Origin of the sequence: Streptomyces sp. NPDC046862 (genome assembly GCF_040704615.1) — a bacterium.
GTDB lineage: Bacteria > Actinomycetota > Actinomycetes > Streptomycetales > Streptomycetaceae > Streptomyces.
The window spans coordinates 1-15,428 of the sequence record NZ_JBEYXP010000033.1 but is presented as its reverse complement, the minus strand read 5'-3'; the positions used below and the strand labels follow the sequence as shown (position 1 = coordinate 15,428).

Below are 15,428 nucleotides of genomic sequence, written 5' to 3'. Positions count from 1 at the left end.
CGCACAAACACGAATGATTCAAGGGAATGAATCGTCCAAGCGAGTCGTGGCGTGTCGGGTGGTTTTGTCCAAGTATGTTACGGATCGTCATGTGAATGGTGGTCCAAAACGGGCCACGTCAGACCACCGCGCGTCAGGAGAGACATGTCTCACGGTGGAGCGACGGAACAGGGCCGTACGGTACGAGCGCTCTCTCTCCCGGCCCTGAGACAGGTCGTGGTGGGTGTGTGGCGCGGGTCAACTGCCTGGGACGGCGGCGAGGATGGCGCCCGGCGCACCGGTGAGCGCCTGGGCCGCCGCCGTGGTGTCGACCGCGTCGACCGGGAACGCGGCGAAGTGCCGGGTCCGCTTCCGGGTGAACCGCACGCCGCCGGCGGCTCCCGGCGCGAACACACGTGTCAACGCGGCGGCAGGCAGTTGTCGTCCGGTTCGACCGCCCGCCAGATGCGCCGCCCGATGTCGCGGAGCTGCCGCTGCTGGGCCTTGGTGACGGGGTCGAAGACGAAGCGCCGCACCGCCTCCGCGTGTCCCGGCGCGGTCGCCACGACCTTGTCCCAGCCGGCCTCGGTGAGAATGGCCAGGGTGTAGCGCCCGTCGTCCGGGTCAGGCGTGCGGCGCACCCAGTCGCTCCGCTCCAGTCGCTTGACCAGGTGCGAGAGGCGGGACAGCGACGAGCCGGTGTATCCGGCCAACTCGCTCATCCGCAGCGTGCGTTCCGCGGTCTGGGAGAGCATCGCCATCACCTGGTACTCGACGTGGCTGATGCCCGCGTCCCGCTGCAACTGCGCGTCGAGCGCGCCCGGCAGTCTGATCAGTACCCCGGCGACGGCGTGCCACGTCTCCATCTCGTCGTCGCTCAGCCAACACGGCTTCTGCGGTGTTTCCATACTCGGGCTAGTCCCCCTCAGGTGCGTCGCTGATCCCCAGGCGCAGGTGCTCCACGTGGTACACGGCCTGGTCGAGCAGTTCGGCGACATGGTGGTCGTGCAGGGCGTACACCACCGAACGGCCCCGCCGCTCGCCGACGACCAGTCCGAGGTTGCGCAGCAGGCGCAGCTGGTGCGAGCACGCGGACTGTTCCATGCCCACCTCGGCGGCCAACTCCGTCGCAGGCAGGGGTCCTTCGCGCAGCCGCGCGAGGATCAGCAGGCGGGACGGGGTGGAGAGGGCCTGGAGGGTCGTGGCCACCTTCGCCACGTTGGCCGCGTCCAGGCGCACGCGCGGTGTGGCGTCCTGCGCGGCGGTGACGGCTCCATGACCCATGGCCGCCATCTTACCCACCACACTTGAAGACATGAATGAGTCTTCATGTATTCCTGTATGGTGGCCGGGTGTCCACCGCTCTGGCCCCACCACCCGTCCGCCCGTCCGCGCCCTCGGCGCCCCGCCGCCGCACCCGCCTGCTCGCCCTCCCCGAGGCCCGCTGGGCCCTCGCCTCGACCCTCGCCTTCGTGCTCGCGCTCCCGCTGGACCTGTCCGGCACCCCCGCATGGCTGTACGGGCCGCTCTACGTGATCGCCTACGCGGCCGGCGGCTGGGAACCCGCCCTGGAAGGACTGCGCGCGCTGCGGGAGAGGACGCTCGACGTCGACCTGCTGATGATCGTCGCGGCACTCGGCGCGGCCGCGATCGGCCAGGTCCTGGACGGCGCACTGCTGATCGTCATCTTCGCCACCTCCGGCGCGCTGGAGGCCCTGGCCACCGCCCGCACCGCCGACTCCGTACGCGGCCTGCTCGACCTGGCCCCGGCGACGGCCACCCGGCTGTCGGCGGACGGCGCCACCGAGGAGACCGTCCCCACGGACCAACTGGCCGTGGGGGACGTCCTTCTGATTCGTCCCGGCGAACGCGTCGGCGCCGACGGACGCGTACTGGCAGGCGAGAGCGAGGCCGACCAGGCCACCATCACCGGCGAACCCCTGCCCGTCCCCAAGTCCCCGGGCGACGACGTCTTCGCGGGCACCCTCAACGGCACCGGCGCCCTCCGTGTCCGCGTGGAACGCGACCCGGCCGACTCCGCGATCTCCCGCATCGTGACACTCGTCGAGGAGGCGTCGCAGACCAAGGCGCCGACCCAGCTGTTCATCGAGAAGGTCGAACAGCGCTACGCCGTCGGCGTGGTGGCCGCCACGCTCGCCGTCTTCACCGTCCCGCTCGCCCTCGGCGGGGACCTCACCGGCGCCCTGCCCCGCGCGATGACCTTCATGATCGTCGCCTCGCCGTGCGCGGTGGTGCTGGCCACCATGCCGCCGCTCCTCTCCGCCATCGCCAACGCCGGCCGGCACGGTGTGCTGGTCAAGTCGGCCGTGGCGATGGAACGCCTCGGTGAGATCGACGCGACGGCCCTCGACAAGACCGGCACCCTCACCGAGGGCGCGCCGGAGGTCACCGCCGTACGGCCCCTGCCGGGCTCCGGACTCGACGAGGACGCCCTCCTCGCGCTGGCCGCGGCCGCGGAGCACCCCAGCGAACACCCCCTGGGGCGCGCCGTCGTGTCGGCGGCCCGCGCGCGTGGGCTCCGCCTCGCCCCCGTGGAGGACTTCACGGCCCTGCCCGGGCGGGGCGTGAGCGCCGCGATCGACGGGTGCGTGGTGACCGTCGGGCGTGCGGGGGAGCACGGCGAGGAGGCCGACGGGACCACGGTCCTCGTCGAACGGGACGGCGTCCCCGTCGGCACGCTCACCCTCACCGACCGGCTCCGTCACGACGCCCCCGCCGCAGTCGCCGCGCTGACCGCCGCCGCCGGCACGGCTCCCGTCCTGCTCACCGGCGACAACCGGGGCGCCGCCGCGCAGGTCGCCGCGGACACCGGCATCACCGACGTGCGTGCCGGTCTCCTGCCGGAGGGCAAGGTGGACGCCGTACGGGATCTGCAGGGCGGTGGGCGCAAGGTGCTGTTCGTCGGGGACGGTGTGAACGACGCGCCGGCGCTGGCCGCGGCGCACTCCGGTGTGGCGATGGGGCGGGCCGGGTCCGACCTGGCGCTGGAGACGGCGGACGCCGTCGTCGTGCGTGACGAGCTGACCACGATTCCTGCGGTCGTACGGTTGTCGCGTACGGCTCGGCGACTGGTGGCCCAGAACCTGGTGATCGCCGGGGTGTGCATCGCCGCGCTGGTCGTGTGGGACCTGGTGGGTCACCTGCCGTTGCCGCTCGGTGTGGCCGGGCATGAGGGGTCGACCGTGTTGGTGGGGTTGAACGGGTTGCGGCTGCTCCGTGAGAGTGCGTGGAGGGGCGCCACGGCGCCATAGGGGTTCATGAGGTTCGACGGGTGCGCGTTCGTCGTGGCCGGTCGCGCAGTTCCCGCGCCCCGGCGGTTACAGGTCGCCGTACCTCGATGTCGGATTCCTGCCAGCCAGGTCGCCCTCCCGTCCCCGATCCTTGGTTCATGGGGAACGGAATGCACACCGACACCGAGCGCTGCGTACGTGCCGTGCAGTCGAAGGACGCGCGGTTCGACGGGTGGTTCTACACGGCCGTCCTGACCACCCGGATCTACTGCCGGCCGAGCTGCCCGGTGGTGCCGCCCAAGCCGGAGAACATGACGTTCTACCCGAGCGCGGCGGCCTGCCAGCAGGCCGGGTTCCGGGCGTGCAAGCGGTGCCGCCCGGACACCAGCCCGGGCTCACCGGAGTGGAACCAGCGAGCCGACCTCGTGGCCCGCGCGATGCGGCTCGTCACGGACGGGATCGTGGACCGCGAAGGCGTCCCCGGGCTCGCCCGGCGGCTCGGCTACAGCACCCGGCAGATCGAGCGGCAGCTCCTCGCGGAACTGGGCGCCGGGCCCCTCGCGCTCGCCCGGGCCCAGCGGGCGCAGACCGCGCGGCTGCTCATCGAGACGACCGCGCTGCCGATGGCGGAGATCGCCTTCGCGGCCGGGTTCGCCTCGATCCGCACCTTCAACGACACCGTGCGGGAGGTCTTCGCGCTGGCGCCGAGCGACCTGCGCGAGCGGGCCGCCAGGAAGCCCGGCGCCCCGCGATCCGCTCCCGTGCCGGCCGCTGACGCCGCTGGAACCCCGGGAGTGCTGGCACTCCGCCTCCCCTTCCGAGCCCCGCTCAACCCCGACAACCTCTTCGGCCACCTCGCCGCCACCGCCGTACCCGGCGTCGAGGAGTGGCGCGACGGCGCCTACCGCCGCACCCTGCGCCTGCCGTACGGCCACGGCATCGTCGGCCTGACCCCCGCCCCGGACCACATCGCCTGCCGCCTGACCCTCAGCGATCTGCGCGACCTGCCCGTCGCCATCAGCCGCTGCCGTCGGATGCTCGACCTGGACGCGGATCCGGTGGCGGTGGACGAGCAGCTGCGCGAGGACCCGGTGCTGGCGCCGCTGGTCGACAAGGCCCCGGGCCGCCGGGTGCCGCGTACCGTCGACGAGGCCGAGTTCGCCGTACGGGCCGTACTCGGACAACAGGTCTCCACGGCCGCCGCCCGCACCCACGCCGCCCGCCTGGTCACCGCCCACGGCGAGCCCGTGGACGATCCCGAGGGCGGTCTCACCCACCTGTTCCCCGCACCGGAGGCGCTCGCGGGCCTCGACCCCGAGTCCCTCGCGATGCCCCGGACCCGCCGCACGACGTTCACCACGCTGGTCCGCCAACTCGCCGACGGCACCCTCCACCTGGGCGTCGACAGCGACTGGGAGGAGACGCGCGCCAGACTCCTCGCACTGCCCGGCTTCGGCCCCTGGACGGTCGACGTCATCGGAATGCGCGCCCTCGGCGACCCCGACGCGTTCCTCCCCACCGACCTCGGTATCCGGCGTGCCGCACAGGAGTTGGGGCTGCCGTCGACCCCGGCCGCGCTCACGGCCCGCGCGGCGGCCTGGCGGCCCTGGCGGGCGTACGCGGTCCAGTACCTGTGGGCCACCGACAGCCACCCCATCAACTTCCTTCCCGTCTGACCCGTTTGAGGACCCACGCCATGACTTCCGCGACCTCCGCGACATCCCTGAAGCAGCACACCGTGATCGACAGCCCCTACGGCCCCCTCACCCTCGTCGCCGACGACGGCGTCCTGTGCGGCCTCTACATGACCGATCAGCGGCACCGTCCGCAGGAGGAGACCTTCGGCCCCCGCGACGGCACCCCCTTCGGTGCGGCGGAGGATCAGCTGCAGGCCTATTTCGCGGGCGAGTTGAAGGAGTTCACCCTCGAACTGCGGCTGCACGGCACCCCGTTCCAGCGCAGCGTCTGGGAACAGCTCACGCGGATCCCGTACGGCGAGACCCGCTCGTACGGCGACCTCGCCGACGCCCTCGGCAACGCCAAAGCCTCCCGCGCCGTAGGCCTGGCCAACGGCAAGAATCCCGTCGGCATCATCGTCCCCTGCCACCGCGTGGTCGGCGCCGACGGCGGCCTCACCGGCTACGGCGGCGGCCTGGAGCGCAAGCAGCGCCTGCTGGACTTCGAACGCGGGGCGGCCCTCTTCTGACGGGACGGCCCGAGCCGCCGGTCCCTCACGGCAGCAGCCGACGCTCCTTCGCGACGGCCACCGCCCCCGCCCGTGTCTCCACGCCCAGCTTGGCGTAGATCCGGCCGAGGTGGGTCTTGACGGTCGCCTCGCTGATGAACAGCGCCCGGGCGATCTCCCGGTTGCCCAGGCCGCGGGCCAGCTGACCGAGGATCTCCCGCTCGCGCTCGGACAGGGCGGGGCGTGGGCTGCGCAGCTGGGCCAGCAGCCGGTCGGCCACCGGGGCCGACAGCGCGGTACGGCCGGACGCCGCGTCGCGGATCGCCGCGAACAGTTCGTCCGGCCGCTCGGCCTTGAGCAGATAGCCGGTGGCCCCGGCTTCGATGGCACGGCTGATGTCGGCGTCGGTGTCGAACATGGTGAGCACCAGCACACGGGGAAGGGGCGCGCCCGTGCCGTCGGCCGCACCCGACGTCAGCCGGCGGGTGGCCGTCACGCCGTCCATCCCGTCGCCGAGCTGAAGGTCCATCAGCACCACGTCCGGGTGGAGGCGGGACGCCATCGCGAGCGCCTCCTCGCCGGTGCCGGCCTCACCGACCACCTCTATGCCGTCGGCGCTGGACAGCAGCGCGCGCAGGCCGGCCCGTACCACGGCGTGGTCGTCGCACAGCAGGAGCCGGACCGGCGGCGAGGGGGTCGGCGGCGGGGGGACCGACTCACTCATGGGACGGGCTCCTTGGGGGTGTCGAGGGCGACGGAAGGGTGGTGAGGGCGACCCGAGGGGCGGTGAGCGGGATGGCCACCGACACGACGGTGCCCTCGCCCGGTGTGGACTCCACGGTGAGCGTGCCGCCGGACTGCCGGGCCCGGATGCGCATGGCGGGCAGTCCGTGCCCGCGCTCGCGGCTCGGTTCCCGGCCCGGTCCCGGGGCCGCGGGGTGCGTTTCCGCGGTGGCCCGGCCCGGTTCCGGACCCGCGGAGCCCGGCCCGGCGTCGGCCCGGCCGTCCGCGGAGGACGACGTCCCGTCGCCGTCGAACCCCCGTCCGTTGTCGGCGACGTCCAGCGAGACCTGGTCGTCCAGACAGGTCAGGGTCACCGCGGCCCGCGTCGCCGCGGCGTGTTCGCGCACATTGGCCAGCGCGCCCTGGGCGATGCGCAGCAGAGCCGCCTCGACACGCTCCGGGAGGTGGCGCGGGGTACCGTCGAGCCGGAACTCCACCACCAGGCCGGGCCCGCTCTCCCGCTCGGCGAGCGCGCCGAGCGCACCGGGAAGGGAACGTTCGGCGAGATCGGCCGGCGCCAGGTCGTGCACGAACCGGCGCGCCTCGGCGAGGCTGCGGGAGGTGATCTCGGCCGCCTTGCCGATGTGCCCACGGGCCGTGTCCGGGTCCGTGGACCAGACGCGCTCGGCGGCCTGCAGCAGCATCCGCTGGCTGGACAGCCCCTGGGCGAGGGTGTCGTGGATCTCCGTGGCGAGCCGCTGCCGCTCTGCCAGGACGCCCGCCCGCCGTTCGGTGGCAGCGAGGTCCCGGCGGGTGCGGACCAGATCGTCGATCAGGACGCGCTGCCGGGCCGCCTGCCGTTGCAGATGGACGAAGACGGCGGTGGCGACCGCGGCGATCGCCGGCGGAGCGGCGACCATGTTGGGGTTGAGCGAGCCGTCGGCCACCCGCACCTCGGAGACCACGACCAACGCGGTCAGCACGACGGCCAGCGGCACCGCGATCCTCGGGGGCAGTGTGTGCAGACCGGCGAACAGCAGCGGCATGGCACACCACGTGGCGCTCGGCGCGAGCGCGAGCAGGACGACCCACACCACCGTCACCGAGCCCAGCCAGGCCAGGTGCCGGGTGGACGGTGAACCGCCGGGACGCGGCGCGGGAGCCAGGAGGTGCCCGAGGGCGTAGAGCAGCCCGAACACCGCGAACAGCGCCACCACCCAGCCGGTCCGCGCCCCACCCTGATCACGCGTCAGGAAGCGCGCGAAGGAGGAGCACAGCAGCAGGAAGAACGCGGCGTGCACGATCCCGGCCAGCCAGCGCGCGTCAGGGTCCGTGTGCGCAGCCGGATCCCCGCGCCGGTGTTCCGGCCAAATCATTGCCTTACCGCCCCTCTCGTCGTGCTCCGCGCGGGACCTTCACAGGTCGCTCTTCCGTGTCTAACGTGGCGCATCCCCGATCGCATCAACCGATCGGCTGATACGAGGATCACCCGAACCGCCCCGGGACCGGAGCCGGTCGACCGAGCCGGACACCCCGCCGGTGCCCGGAAGCTGGCTTCAGTACCCAAGCCACCTCGGGAAGGAACAACCACGTGCCGCCGACCAGGAAGAACGTCACCGTCAACCGGGCCGCCCTCGGGCACCGCATCACCTACGCCCTGCGCCACCCGGACCGGGTCCCGCGCCACATGGTCCGCGTCGCCCGTGACATGTGGCTGCGCCACCGCCACCCGGACCACATCGCGTACTACCGCGCCGTGATGCGCTCCGACACCCGCGCCGACCCGGACGCGGCGGTCGGCAGCCACAGCCGGGAACGGTGGATGGCGCTGGGGGCGATGCAGTTCGACTACCTCCTCGGCCACGGTCTGCGTCCCGAGCACCGCATGCTGGAGATCGGCTGCGGCAACCTGCGCGGAGGCTGGCGGTTCATCCGACACCTGGAACCCGGGCACTACTACGGCATCGACATCTCGCCCGACATCCTGACCGCCGCCCAGGACACGATCGTGGAGATGGGGCTCCAGAAGCGGCTGCCCACCCTCACCCCCGTACACGACCTGACCCTCCGGTTCCTCCCCGACGCCCACTTCGACGTGGTCCACGCGCACAGCGTCTTCTCGCACTCGCCGCTCCACGTCATCGAGGAGTGCCTGGCCAACGTCGGCCGGGTGCTCGCACCGGGCGGCTGGTTCGACTTCACCTTCGACCGCACCGAGGGCCAGGAGCACCACGTGCTGAGGGAGGACTTCTACTACCGCACGGAGACCCTCGTGGCCCTGGCCGCGAAGCACGGCCTGGAGGCCCGCTTCATGGACGACTGGGAGAAACTCCCGCACGGCCAGTCCAAGATCCGGGTCACCCACCCTTCCCAGTCATAGCCTCCCCGGCTCCCGGCCCGCCCCGCCCCCCAGCCCGGCCGCTCAGTCGCTCTCGGCGCCGATCCTGCGCAGCACTTCCGGCAGGGCCGTCCCGATCGGCTCCCGTACGACCTCGTCCGCGCGGTCGTCGTACGGCGTCGGCTCGGCGTTGACGATGATCAGCCGTGCCCCGTGGTCGGCGGCGACGCCGGCGAGCCCGGCGGCGGGCTGGACCTGGAGGCTGCTGCCCACGGCGATGAACACCTCGCACGCCTTGGTGATCGCGACGGCCTCGCCCAGCACCACGGGGTCAAGGCTCTGGCCGAACATCACCGTCGCCGTCTTGAGGATCCCGCCGCACTCCAGGCACGGCGGGTCGGCCTCACCTGCCTCGACCCGGGCGAGCGCGTCCTCCGTGGGAACCTGGGTGTGGCACTTCGTGCACACGACGCTCCGTGCGGTGCCGTGCAGTTCGAGCACCTTGCGGGCCGGCATCCCGGCGAGCTGGTGCAGTCCGTCCACGTTCTGCGTGATCACCCGCACCGGCACCCCGGACCGCTCCAGCTCGGCCACGGCCCGGTGCGCGGCGTTCGGCTCGGCACGCAGCACCTGGTTCTTCCGCCGCATCTGCCACGAGCGCCGCCGGATCTCCGGATCGCCCATGTAGTACTCGTACGTCACCAGCTTCTCGGCCTCGGGGTCCCGTCGCCACAGCCCGTTGGGGCCGCGGTAGTCCGGGATGCCGGAATCGGTGGAGATGCCTGCGCCACTGAGAAGGGCGACGAGGGGCTTCTTCATGGGCCCGAGGGTAGGACGCGTGCCCGCGCGGGGCGAACGGATATCGGAGCGCATATCGGTGCGCCCCTCGCCGGAGCCTTCAGGCGGCCGGCAGGCCGTAGGCGCGGTCGAAGTGCTGGGCCACCAGCCGCCCGTCGTCGTCGCAGGCGAGTTGCCAGTCGTTGACGCCGGTGTCCCGGCCGTCGGTGAAGTTCCACAGCAGCCTGCCCCGGGCGGCGTCGATCGCGTAGAAGCCGTCCCTGTTCCGGAAGGCGTGGACGTAGACAGCGTCGCGAGCCACGGTGACCGGGGCGTCGAGGTGGAGGCGGGGTGTCGGGCAGAACCATCGTCTCGAGCCGTTAGAGGCGTTGTAGGCGTACACGCCGGACGGGTCCGTACCGGTGACGTACACGGTGCCGCCGAGGACGCCGAGAGAGGCGAACTGACCGTGCTCGGCCCGCATCCGCCAGCGGAGCCTGCCAGTGTCGAGGCTCAGCGCCAGGAGTTCGCGGCCGACGGCGAACACCCTGCGGCCGAGCACGGCGAGCCCCGGCCGGAGGTCGTAGCCGACGGCGTGCTTCCACCGGAGGGTGCCGCCGTCGTCGGTACCCCGGGCGGTCACGTTGCGGAAGCCGTCGGCGTAGATGAAATAGCCGGGGATGATCACCGGGGTCAGGGTGATGCCGACGTCCTCGGGGCTGATCGGTATGACGTCGGCGCGACGGCCCTCGAGGTCGACGCGGAAGACCGTGTTCGTGGACGTCGCCACGCCCTGCTCGTCGGACTGGCGCTCCAGCCGGAGACCGACGATGGACAGGAGGCTGTCGCCGTAGCTGCCGAGCAGTGTGTCGAAGCGGTAGTCCGCGCCGAAATCCAGCGTGAAACGCTCCCTGCCACTGGCCGGGTCGACACCGATCACCGTCGCGCCCTCACCCAGCGCGACCGCCGCGCCGGATACCAGGGCGGCCGGGGTGGGGGACTGGCTGATGCCCTGGTAGACCCACTTGGGCCGCGAGCCGTCCTTGAGGTCGAGGCAGACCAGATCGCCCTGGCGGCTCTTCACCAGGGCCGTCCCGCCGTTGAAGACGGCCGGTGCCTGAAGCAGCGGACCGCCGCGGTAGGTCCACAGCGGCTTCGGGGCAGGGCCGAGCGGCTCCACGGACTGCCCGTGCGTCTCCTCTCCGCGGGCGATCAGCAGGGCGGTCCCGGCGACGACCGCTGCCGTGACGCCCGCGGAGGCGGTGAGGACCCCACGCCGGGAGAGACGGGGGCCCGGCGGCTGGGTGACGACCCCCGTCTCGTCCGTACGGCCGGCGCCACCGGGGCCGTGCACCGGCTGCCGCGCGGTGGCGGGGTTCTCCCAGTCCTGGCCGTACACGGAGTTCTGGCCGTACACGGGGTCCTGGCCGTACACGGGGCCCTGGTCGTACACGGGGTCCTGGTCGTACACGGGAGGCGCCGAGGTGTCCGCGACGGCGGGTGCCGCGACCGGGGCGCGCGACGGGGCGCGCGATGGGGCGCGCGACGGGGCGGTGAGGGTCGTCACGGCGGCGGTACGGAGGGCGATCGAGGAGACCACAGCCGGGGGCAGCCAGCCGTCCCCCGTCACCTGCTCCACACCCCCGGGCGCACAGGCCGCGGACAGCCGGTCCGGAGTGATCCGAAGACGCGGGTCCCGGGCGAGACAGAGGCTGATGATCTTGTCGAGCGGCTCGGGCACCTCCGACAGGTCGGGCGTGCCGTGCACCACGTTGTAGAGGAGGGTGGCCGCCGCCGAGCCGCTGAACGGCGCGTGGCCGGACGCGGCGAACGCCAGCACAGAACCCAGGGAGAAGATGTCCCCCTCCGGCCCCATCGGATCCCCCGTGGCCTGCTCGGGGCACATGTACTCGAAGGACCCGAACAGGGCACCGGAACGGGTGAGGTCGTAGCCGTCGGCCGCCCGGACGATGCCGAAGTCGATGACGCGTGGACCGTCGTCGGCGAGCAGCACGTTGGACGGCTTGAGGTCGCGGTGCACCAGCCCGGCGGCCTGCACGGCGATCAGCGCCTCGGCGATGCCGGCGCCCAGCGCGAGCACCGATTCCACCGGAAGCGGCCCGTGCTCGGCGACCGCCTCGGCCAGCGTCGGGCCGGGTATGTACTCGGTGGCGAGCCACGGCGTGGCGGCGTCCGGATCGGCGTCCACCACGGGCGCGGTGTATCTGCCGCCGGCCGCCGTCGCAGCCGCCACCTCACGGCGGAAACGGAGGCGGAAGCCTCTGTCTCCCATCATCTCGGGGCGGATGGCCTTGACCGCGACGGTCCTCCCGTCCGGGGAGGTGGCCAGATAGACCCGTCCCATACCCCCCGCGCCGAGCCGTGCCAGAAGACGGTGGGGACCTAGCTCCCCGGGATCGTCTGAGCCCAGTGGTTCCATGACCTAAGCTGCCTGCTCTCGGTGGGTCTGGCAGCACCCTAGAGGCTCAAGTGGCGGAGGGTCAGTGATTCCCGACACTTGCTTGAACTTTCCTATACCTCAGTCGCTTTCCCCTCTCCCGCTTCGGCTCAAGGCAACTGACGGTGTGTCAACAAGGGTCTCAAGGGTCTCAGCGGACCCGGTGCCCGTTCTCCAGCTCGGCCGTTCCCGCGTTCTCGGCCAGTACCTCCAGCGCGGTGAGCACGCGGCGGCCCAGGGATCCGGGGAGGTAGGTGGCCAGCTCGTCCGGCTCCACCATGCGCCAGGACAGCAGTTCCTCCTCCTGGAGGCGGATCGCCTTGAAGTCGTCCTCGCCGAGCACCCCGCCGTCGTACAGGTACGCCACCAGCGGCGGCCTGGCCGTCCCGTGCACCCAGTCCACGGTGAGCAGGCGGCCCAGCTCGATGTCCAGCCCGATCTCCTCGGCGGTCTCGCGCCGCGCGCCCTGGCGCGGGGTCTCACCGGTGTCCGACTCGATCGTGCCCCCGGGGAGCGCCCACCCCTCCCGGTAGTTGGGCTCCACGAGGAGCACCCGCCCCTCGGCGTCCCGGAAGAGGGCGGCGGCCCCGGCGAGGACGCGGGGCAGGCTCGCGATGTACGTGGCGAAGTCCGGAGTGCTCATTCGGGAAGGGTAACGAGCCGTTCCGGTCCCACCGGGGCGCGAGAGGGGGCGAAGGGAATCAGTCCGGGGCGTGAGAGGGGGCGAAGGGAATCAGTCCGGGGCGTGAGAGGGGGGCGAAGGGAATCAGTCCGGGCGCGCAGCCACATTCCCCCCTCGCCCTCAGCCCTCAGCCCTCAGCCCGCCGCCTCCGCCAAGCTGAGCGTCCGCTCGGCCAGCTCACTGATCCGTGCCCCGTCGAACCCGAACACCGCGCTGCGGACCGTGTCCTCCAGAGGGGCCTTCCACTGCGGGGGAATCGCCTCCGCGCCGCACAGGACCCCGGCCACCGAGCCCGCGGTGGCACCGTTGGAGTCGGTGTCGAGGCCGCCGCGGACGGTGAGGGTGATCGTGCGGGTGAAGTCGCCGTCGCCGTACAGGAGGCCGGCGGTGAGGACGGCGGCGTTGGGGATGGTGTGGATCCAGCCGAGGCCGGAGGTCTCCTCGGTCAGGGTGGCAAGGGTGTCCTCCCAGCTCAGTCCCGTCTCGTGGAGCGAGAGGACCCTTCGCACCGTACGGGCCAGGCGGCTGCTCGCCGGGATCACGGTGAGGGCGGTGTCGAGGGCCGAGCGGGCGGTCGGCGCGGTGAACGCGGCGGCGATGAGCGCGGCCGCCCACATCGCGCCGTACACACCGTTGCCGGTGTGCGACAGGACCGCGTCACGGCGGGCCAGCGAGGCCGCGCGGCGCGGTACGCCGGGGCAGGTCCAGCCGTAGACGTCGGCGCGGATCAAGGCGCCGATCCACTCCTGGTAGGGGTTGTCGTACGTGGCGGTGAGCGGTGGTCTGAGCCCGTTCGCGAGATTGCGGTAGGCCGCCCGCTCCGCCGTGAACGTCTGCAGGTACGGCAGCCGCAGCAGCCACAGCTCGCCCACCTGCTCGGTGCTGAAGCCGAAGCCGTACGTCTCCAGCAGGTCCAGGCCGAGGATGGCGTAGTCCACGTCGTCGTCGCGGCAGCTGCCGTGGATGTGGCCGCGCACGCACTGGCGCCACTCCGGGCGGAGCTCGAGGCCGTCGCTCTCGCTGAGGGGCTCGGGGAGGTAGTCGGTGAGCGGCAGGGCGTCGGCCTGCCGCAGGTAGCGGTCGATACGGTCCCGCGTCCAGTGATCGCCCTGCTCGACCGGCTTGCCGAGCATGTTGCCCGCGATCCGGCCCAGCCAGCCCCCGAGGACGCGGTCGGCGAGGTCAGTGCCCACAGGGGTCATACGTCCGGTTTACCGAATCAGGCGCGGTTCCGCCCGGCCGGACTCCCGGTTCGGCGCGTCGATCTCGCTACTCGACCCCGTCGCCCCCTCCCGTCAGCCTCCGTCAACCTTCGTACTCGATCGCCGTCAACCTTCGTCCGCATCCACGGCAGCATGAGATGTTCGTCTGGTTTACTTCCGGTCGTCCGATTGGTTCCGGACGGTGACCGTCCGCTCTCAGCCCAGGAGTGTCATGACCCCGATGAGCCGTAGCCGTACGACCATGCTCGCGGCCTCGTCCCTCGCGGCCCTGTTCGCCGCCGCCCCGGTCCAGGCGGCAGCCGCCGAGCCCGTCGTCCGGTCCGGTGACGTCTACGTCCTCACGGGGGACGTCGACCTCCTGGAAGACGTGATGGAACACATCAGCATGCCCAGCGGCCACGGCAACACCATGACGCACCAGCTGTACGACCACAGCGGTGCCTCCGTCCCGGAGTGACGCCCACTCCCGGGCGCTCTGGGCAGCGGCCCTCGTCACCGGTTAGGGTCGCTGCGGCGCGACTGCCTTGACGTGCGCAAGGCCCGGAAGCGAGGGGAATGCAGGTGACGGGAACTGCGCGGGTGCTGATCGCCGCGGACAAGTTCAAGGGATCACTGACGGCCGTAGAGGTCGCGGAGCGGGTGACGGCGGGACTGCGCCGGGTCGTGCCCGAGGTCGAGGTCGAAGCGCTGCCCGTGGCCGACGGCGGCGACGGGACGGTGGCCGCGGCGGTCGCGGCCGGGTTCGAGCGCCGTGAGGTACGGGTGACCGGTCCCCTCGGCGAGCCCGTCACGGCGGCGTACGCGCTGCGCGGCGACACGGCCGTGGTCGAGATGGCCGAGGCCAGCGGGTTGCAGCGGCTGCCTGCCGGGGTCTTCGCACCGCTGACGGCGACGACGTACGGATCGGGTGAACTGCTGCGCGCCGCGCTGGACGCGGGGGCGCGGACGATCGTGTTCGGGGTGGGCGGGAGCGCCACCACGGACGGCGGCTCGGGCATGCTGGCCGCGCTCGGGGCGCGCTTCCTCGACGCCGACGGGGGTCCCGTGGGGCCGGGCGGCGGAGGACTGGGTGGCCTGGCCACCGCGGATCTCTCGGGCCTCGACCCCCGGCTCTCCGAGATCGAGTTCGTACTGGCCAGTGACGTGGACAATCCGCTCACCGGGCCCAAGGGCGCGCCCGCCGTGTACGGACCGCAGAAGGGGGCTACCGCGGACGACGTGGCGGTGCTGGACGCGGCGTTGGCTCACTTCGCGGAAGCCCTGGAGCAGGTGATCGGCGCGCGGGCGGCCGAATACGCCTCCGCGCCGGGGGCGGGGGCCGCGGGTGGGATCGGTTACGGGGCGCTGATTCTCGGTGCCGGGTTCCGTCCGGGTATCGAGGTCATGCTCGACGTTCTGGGTTTCGCGCCGGCGTTGGAGCGGGCCACGCTCGTGATCACCGGTGAGGGTTCGCTGGACGAGCAGACCCTCCATGGCAAGGCTCCCGCGGGTGTCGCGGCGGCGGCCCGCGCGGCGGGGAAGGAGGTCGTGGCGGTCTGCGGCCGCCTCGCGTTGTCCCCGGAGGCCCTCGGTCGGGCGGGCATCCGCCGTGCCTATCCGCTCACCGAGGTCGAGCCGGACGTCCAGCGCTGCATCTCGGAAGCGGGGTCGATCCTGGAGTCCGTGGCGGAGCGGATCGCGCGGGACCTGTTGCTCTGACGAGGGGGCGCCCAGGGGTTTGTTTCGCCCCCGCCGCCCGTACCCGTTCCGTCCTGTCCCTGGGGGCTCCCCCCCCAGACCCCCGGGTGGGAGGTGGTTGGGGTGGGTTGATTG

15 protein-coding genes are annotated in these 15,428 nt (G+C 72.4%); 6 read left to right on the top strand and 9 right to left on the bottom strand.

Annotation, left to right across the window (positions count from 1 at the left end):
- Positions 1-237: 237 nt before the first annotated feature.
- Genes AB0959_RS31500 through AB0959_RS31490 form a run of 3 tightly spaced genes read right to left on the bottom strand, consistent with a single transcriptional unit; the run spans position 238 to position 1,263 of the window.
- A complete protein-coding gene (locus AB0959_RS31500) occupies positions 238-366 on the bottom strand; it encodes a hypothetical protein (RefSeq protein WP_366830068.1) in 129 nt (42 codons plus the stop codon).
- A gap of 32 nt (positions 367-398) precedes the next feature.
- Positions 399-887 carry a MarR family transcriptional regulator gene (locus AB0959_RS31495; RefSeq protein WP_366830067.1) on the bottom strand — a complete coding sequence of 163 codons (489 nt, stop codon included), beginning with the start codon at positions 885-887 and terminating at the stop codon, positions 399-401.
- A gap of 7 nt (positions 888-894) precedes the next feature.
- On the bottom strand, positions 895-1,263 hold the full coding sequence (locus AB0959_RS31490) for a metalloregulator ArsR/SmtB family transcription factor (RefSeq protein WP_366830066.1): 369 nt from the start codon (positions 1,261-1,263) through the stop codon (positions 895-897).
- 35 nt (positions 1,264-1,298) lie between these two features.
- Here AB0959_RS31490 and AB0959_RS31485 point away from each other — a divergent pair, with 35 nt between their 5' ends.
- The 3 genes from AB0959_RS31485 to AB0959_RS31475 all read left to right on the top strand — a co-directional run bounded on the left by AB0959_RS31485 (position 1,299) and on the right by AB0959_RS31475 (position 5,436).
- Positions 1,299-3,251, top strand: a complete 1,953-nt coding sequence (locus AB0959_RS31485) for a heavy metal translocating P-type ATPase (RefSeq protein ID WP_366830065.1) — start codon at positions 1,299-1,301, stop codon at positions 3,249-3,251.
- Between the two features lie 137 nt (positions 3,252-3,388).
- Complete coding sequence (locus AB0959_RS31480; RefSeq protein ID WP_366830064.1) at positions 3,389-4,906, top strand: AlkA N-terminal domain-containing protein; 1,518 nt, start codon at positions 3,389-3,391, stop codon at positions 4,904-4,906.
- A gap of 47 nt (positions 4,907-4,953) precedes the next feature.
- Positions 4,954-5,436 (top strand): methylated-DNA--[protein]-cysteine S-methyltransferase, encoded by a 483-nt coding sequence (locus tag AB0959_RS31475; RefSeq protein WP_366830168.1) that lies wholly within the window; start codon positions 4,954-4,956, stop codon positions 5,434-5,436.
- Between the two features lie 25 nt (positions 5,437-5,461).
- Here AB0959_RS31475 and AB0959_RS31470 read toward each other — a convergent pair whose 3' ends face one another.
- Together AB0959_RS31470 and AB0959_RS31465 are read right to left on the bottom strand one after the other, a co-directional pair.
- Positions 5,462-6,139 (bottom strand): response regulator transcription factor, encoded by a 678-nt coding sequence (locus AB0959_RS31470; protein ID WP_366830063.1) that lies wholly within the window; start codon positions 6,137-6,139, stop codon positions 5,462-5,464.
- A complete protein-coding gene (locus AB0959_RS31465) occupies positions 6,132-7,514 on the bottom strand; it encodes a sensor histidine kinase (RefSeq protein ID WP_366830062.1) in 1,383 nt (460 codons plus the stop codon). Before AB0959_RS31465 ends, AB0959_RS31470 begins: the two co-directional genes overlap by 8 nt.
- Before the next feature lie 215 nt (positions 7,515-7,729).
- Between AB0959_RS31465 and AB0959_RS31460 the strand changes: the two genes are divergently transcribed.
- A complete protein-coding gene (locus tag AB0959_RS31460; protein ID WP_366830061.1) occupies positions 7,730-8,518 on the top strand; it encodes a class I SAM-dependent methyltransferase in 789 nt (262 codons plus the stop codon).
- Between the two features lie 42 nt (positions 8,519-8,560).
- Here AB0959_RS31460 and AB0959_RS31455 read toward each other — a convergent pair whose 3' ends face one another.
- The 4 genes from AB0959_RS31455 to AB0959_RS31440 all read right to left on the bottom strand — a co-directional run bounded on the left by AB0959_RS31455 (position 8,561) and on the right by AB0959_RS31440 (position 13,595).
- Positions 8,561-9,295, bottom strand: coding sequence for a Sir2 family NAD-dependent protein deacetylase (locus AB0959_RS31455; RefSeq protein WP_366830060.1), 735 nt, complete (start codon positions 9,293-9,295; stop codon positions 8,561-8,563).
- A 79-nt stretch (positions 9,296-9,374) separates the two neighbouring features.
- Positions 9,375-11,693, bottom strand: a complete 2,319-nt coding sequence (locus tag AB0959_RS31450; protein ID WP_366830059.1) for a PQQ-binding-like beta-propeller repeat protein — start codon at positions 11,691-11,693, stop codon at positions 9,375-9,377.
- 169 nt (positions 11,694-11,862) lie between these two features.
- Positions 11,863-12,354, bottom strand: coding sequence for an NUDIX hydrolase (locus tag AB0959_RS31445; protein ID WP_366830058.1), 492 nt, complete (start codon positions 12,352-12,354; stop codon positions 11,863-11,865).
- A 173-nt stretch (positions 12,355-12,527) separates the two neighbouring features.
- Positions 12,528-13,595: an ADP-ribosylglycohydrolase family protein gene (locus AB0959_RS31440; RefSeq protein WP_366830057.1), complete on the bottom strand. Its 1,068-nt coding sequence runs from the start codon at positions 13,593-13,595 to the stop codon at positions 12,528-12,530.
- A 232-nt stretch (positions 13,596-13,827) separates the two neighbouring features.
- Here AB0959_RS31440 and AB0959_RS31435 point away from each other — a divergent pair, with 232 nt between their 5' ends.
- Positions 13,828-14,073, top strand: coding sequence for a hypothetical protein (locus AB0959_RS31435; protein ID WP_366830056.1), 246 nt, complete (start codon positions 13,828-13,830; stop codon positions 14,071-14,073).
- A gap of 98 nt (positions 14,074-14,171) precedes the next feature.
- Positions 14,172-15,314: a glycerate kinase gene (locus AB0959_RS31430; protein WP_366830055.1), complete on the top strand. Its 1,143-nt coding sequence runs from the start codon at positions 14,172-14,174 to the stop codon at positions 15,312-15,314.
- Positions 15,315-15,428 lie beyond the last annotated feature (114 nt).

Excerpts from the sequence above, each read along its gene's own strand:
- AB0959_RS31495 (WP_366830067.1), bottom strand. The coding sequence starts at position 887 with ATGGAAACACCGCAGAAGCCGTGTTGGCTGAGCGACGACGAGATGGAG.
- AB0959_RS31490 (WP_366830066.1), bottom strand. The coding sequence starts at position 1,263 with ATGGGTCATGGAGCCGTCACCGCCGCGCAGGACGCCACACCGCGCGTG.
- AB0959_RS31485 (WP_366830065.1), top strand. The coding sequence starts at position 1,299 with ATGAGTCTTCATGTATTCCTGTATGGTGGCCGGGTGTCCACCGCTCTG.
- AB0959_RS31480 (WP_366830064.1), top strand. The coding sequence starts at position 3,389 with ATGGGGAACGGAATGCACACCGACACCGAGCGCTGCGTACGTGCCGTG.
- AB0959_RS31470 (WP_366830063.1), bottom strand. The coding sequence starts at position 6,139 with ATGAGTGAGTCGGTCCCCCCGCCGCCGACCCCCTCGCCGCCGGTCCGG.
- AB0959_RS31465 (WP_366830062.1), bottom strand. The coding sequence starts at position 7,514 with ATGATTTGGCCGGAACACCGGCGCGGGGATCCGGCTGCGCACACGGAC.
- AB0959_RS31455 (WP_366830060.1), bottom strand. The coding sequence starts at position 9,295 with ATGAAGAAGCCCCTCGTCGCCCTTCTCAGTGGCGCAGGCATCTCCACC.
- AB0959_RS31450 (WP_366830059.1), bottom strand. The coding sequence starts at position 11,693 with ATGGAACCACTGGGCTCAGACGATCCCGGGGAGCTAGGTCCCCACCGT.
- AB0959_RS31445 (WP_366830058.1), bottom strand. The coding sequence starts at position 12,354 with ATGAGCACTCCGGACTTCGCCACGTACATCGCGAGCCTGCCCCGCGTC.
- AB0959_RS31440 (WP_366830057.1), bottom strand. The coding sequence starts at position 13,595 with ATGACCCCTGTGGGCACTGACCTCGCCGACCGCGTCCTCGGGGGCTGG.
- AB0959_RS31435 (WP_366830056.1), top strand. The coding sequence starts at position 13,828 with ATGACCCCGATGAGCCGTAGCCGTACGACCATGCTCGCGGCCTCGTCC.
- AB0959_RS31430 (WP_366830055.1), top strand. The coding sequence starts at position 14,172 with ATGCAGGTGACGGGAACTGCGCGGGTGCTGATCGCCGCGGACAAGTTC.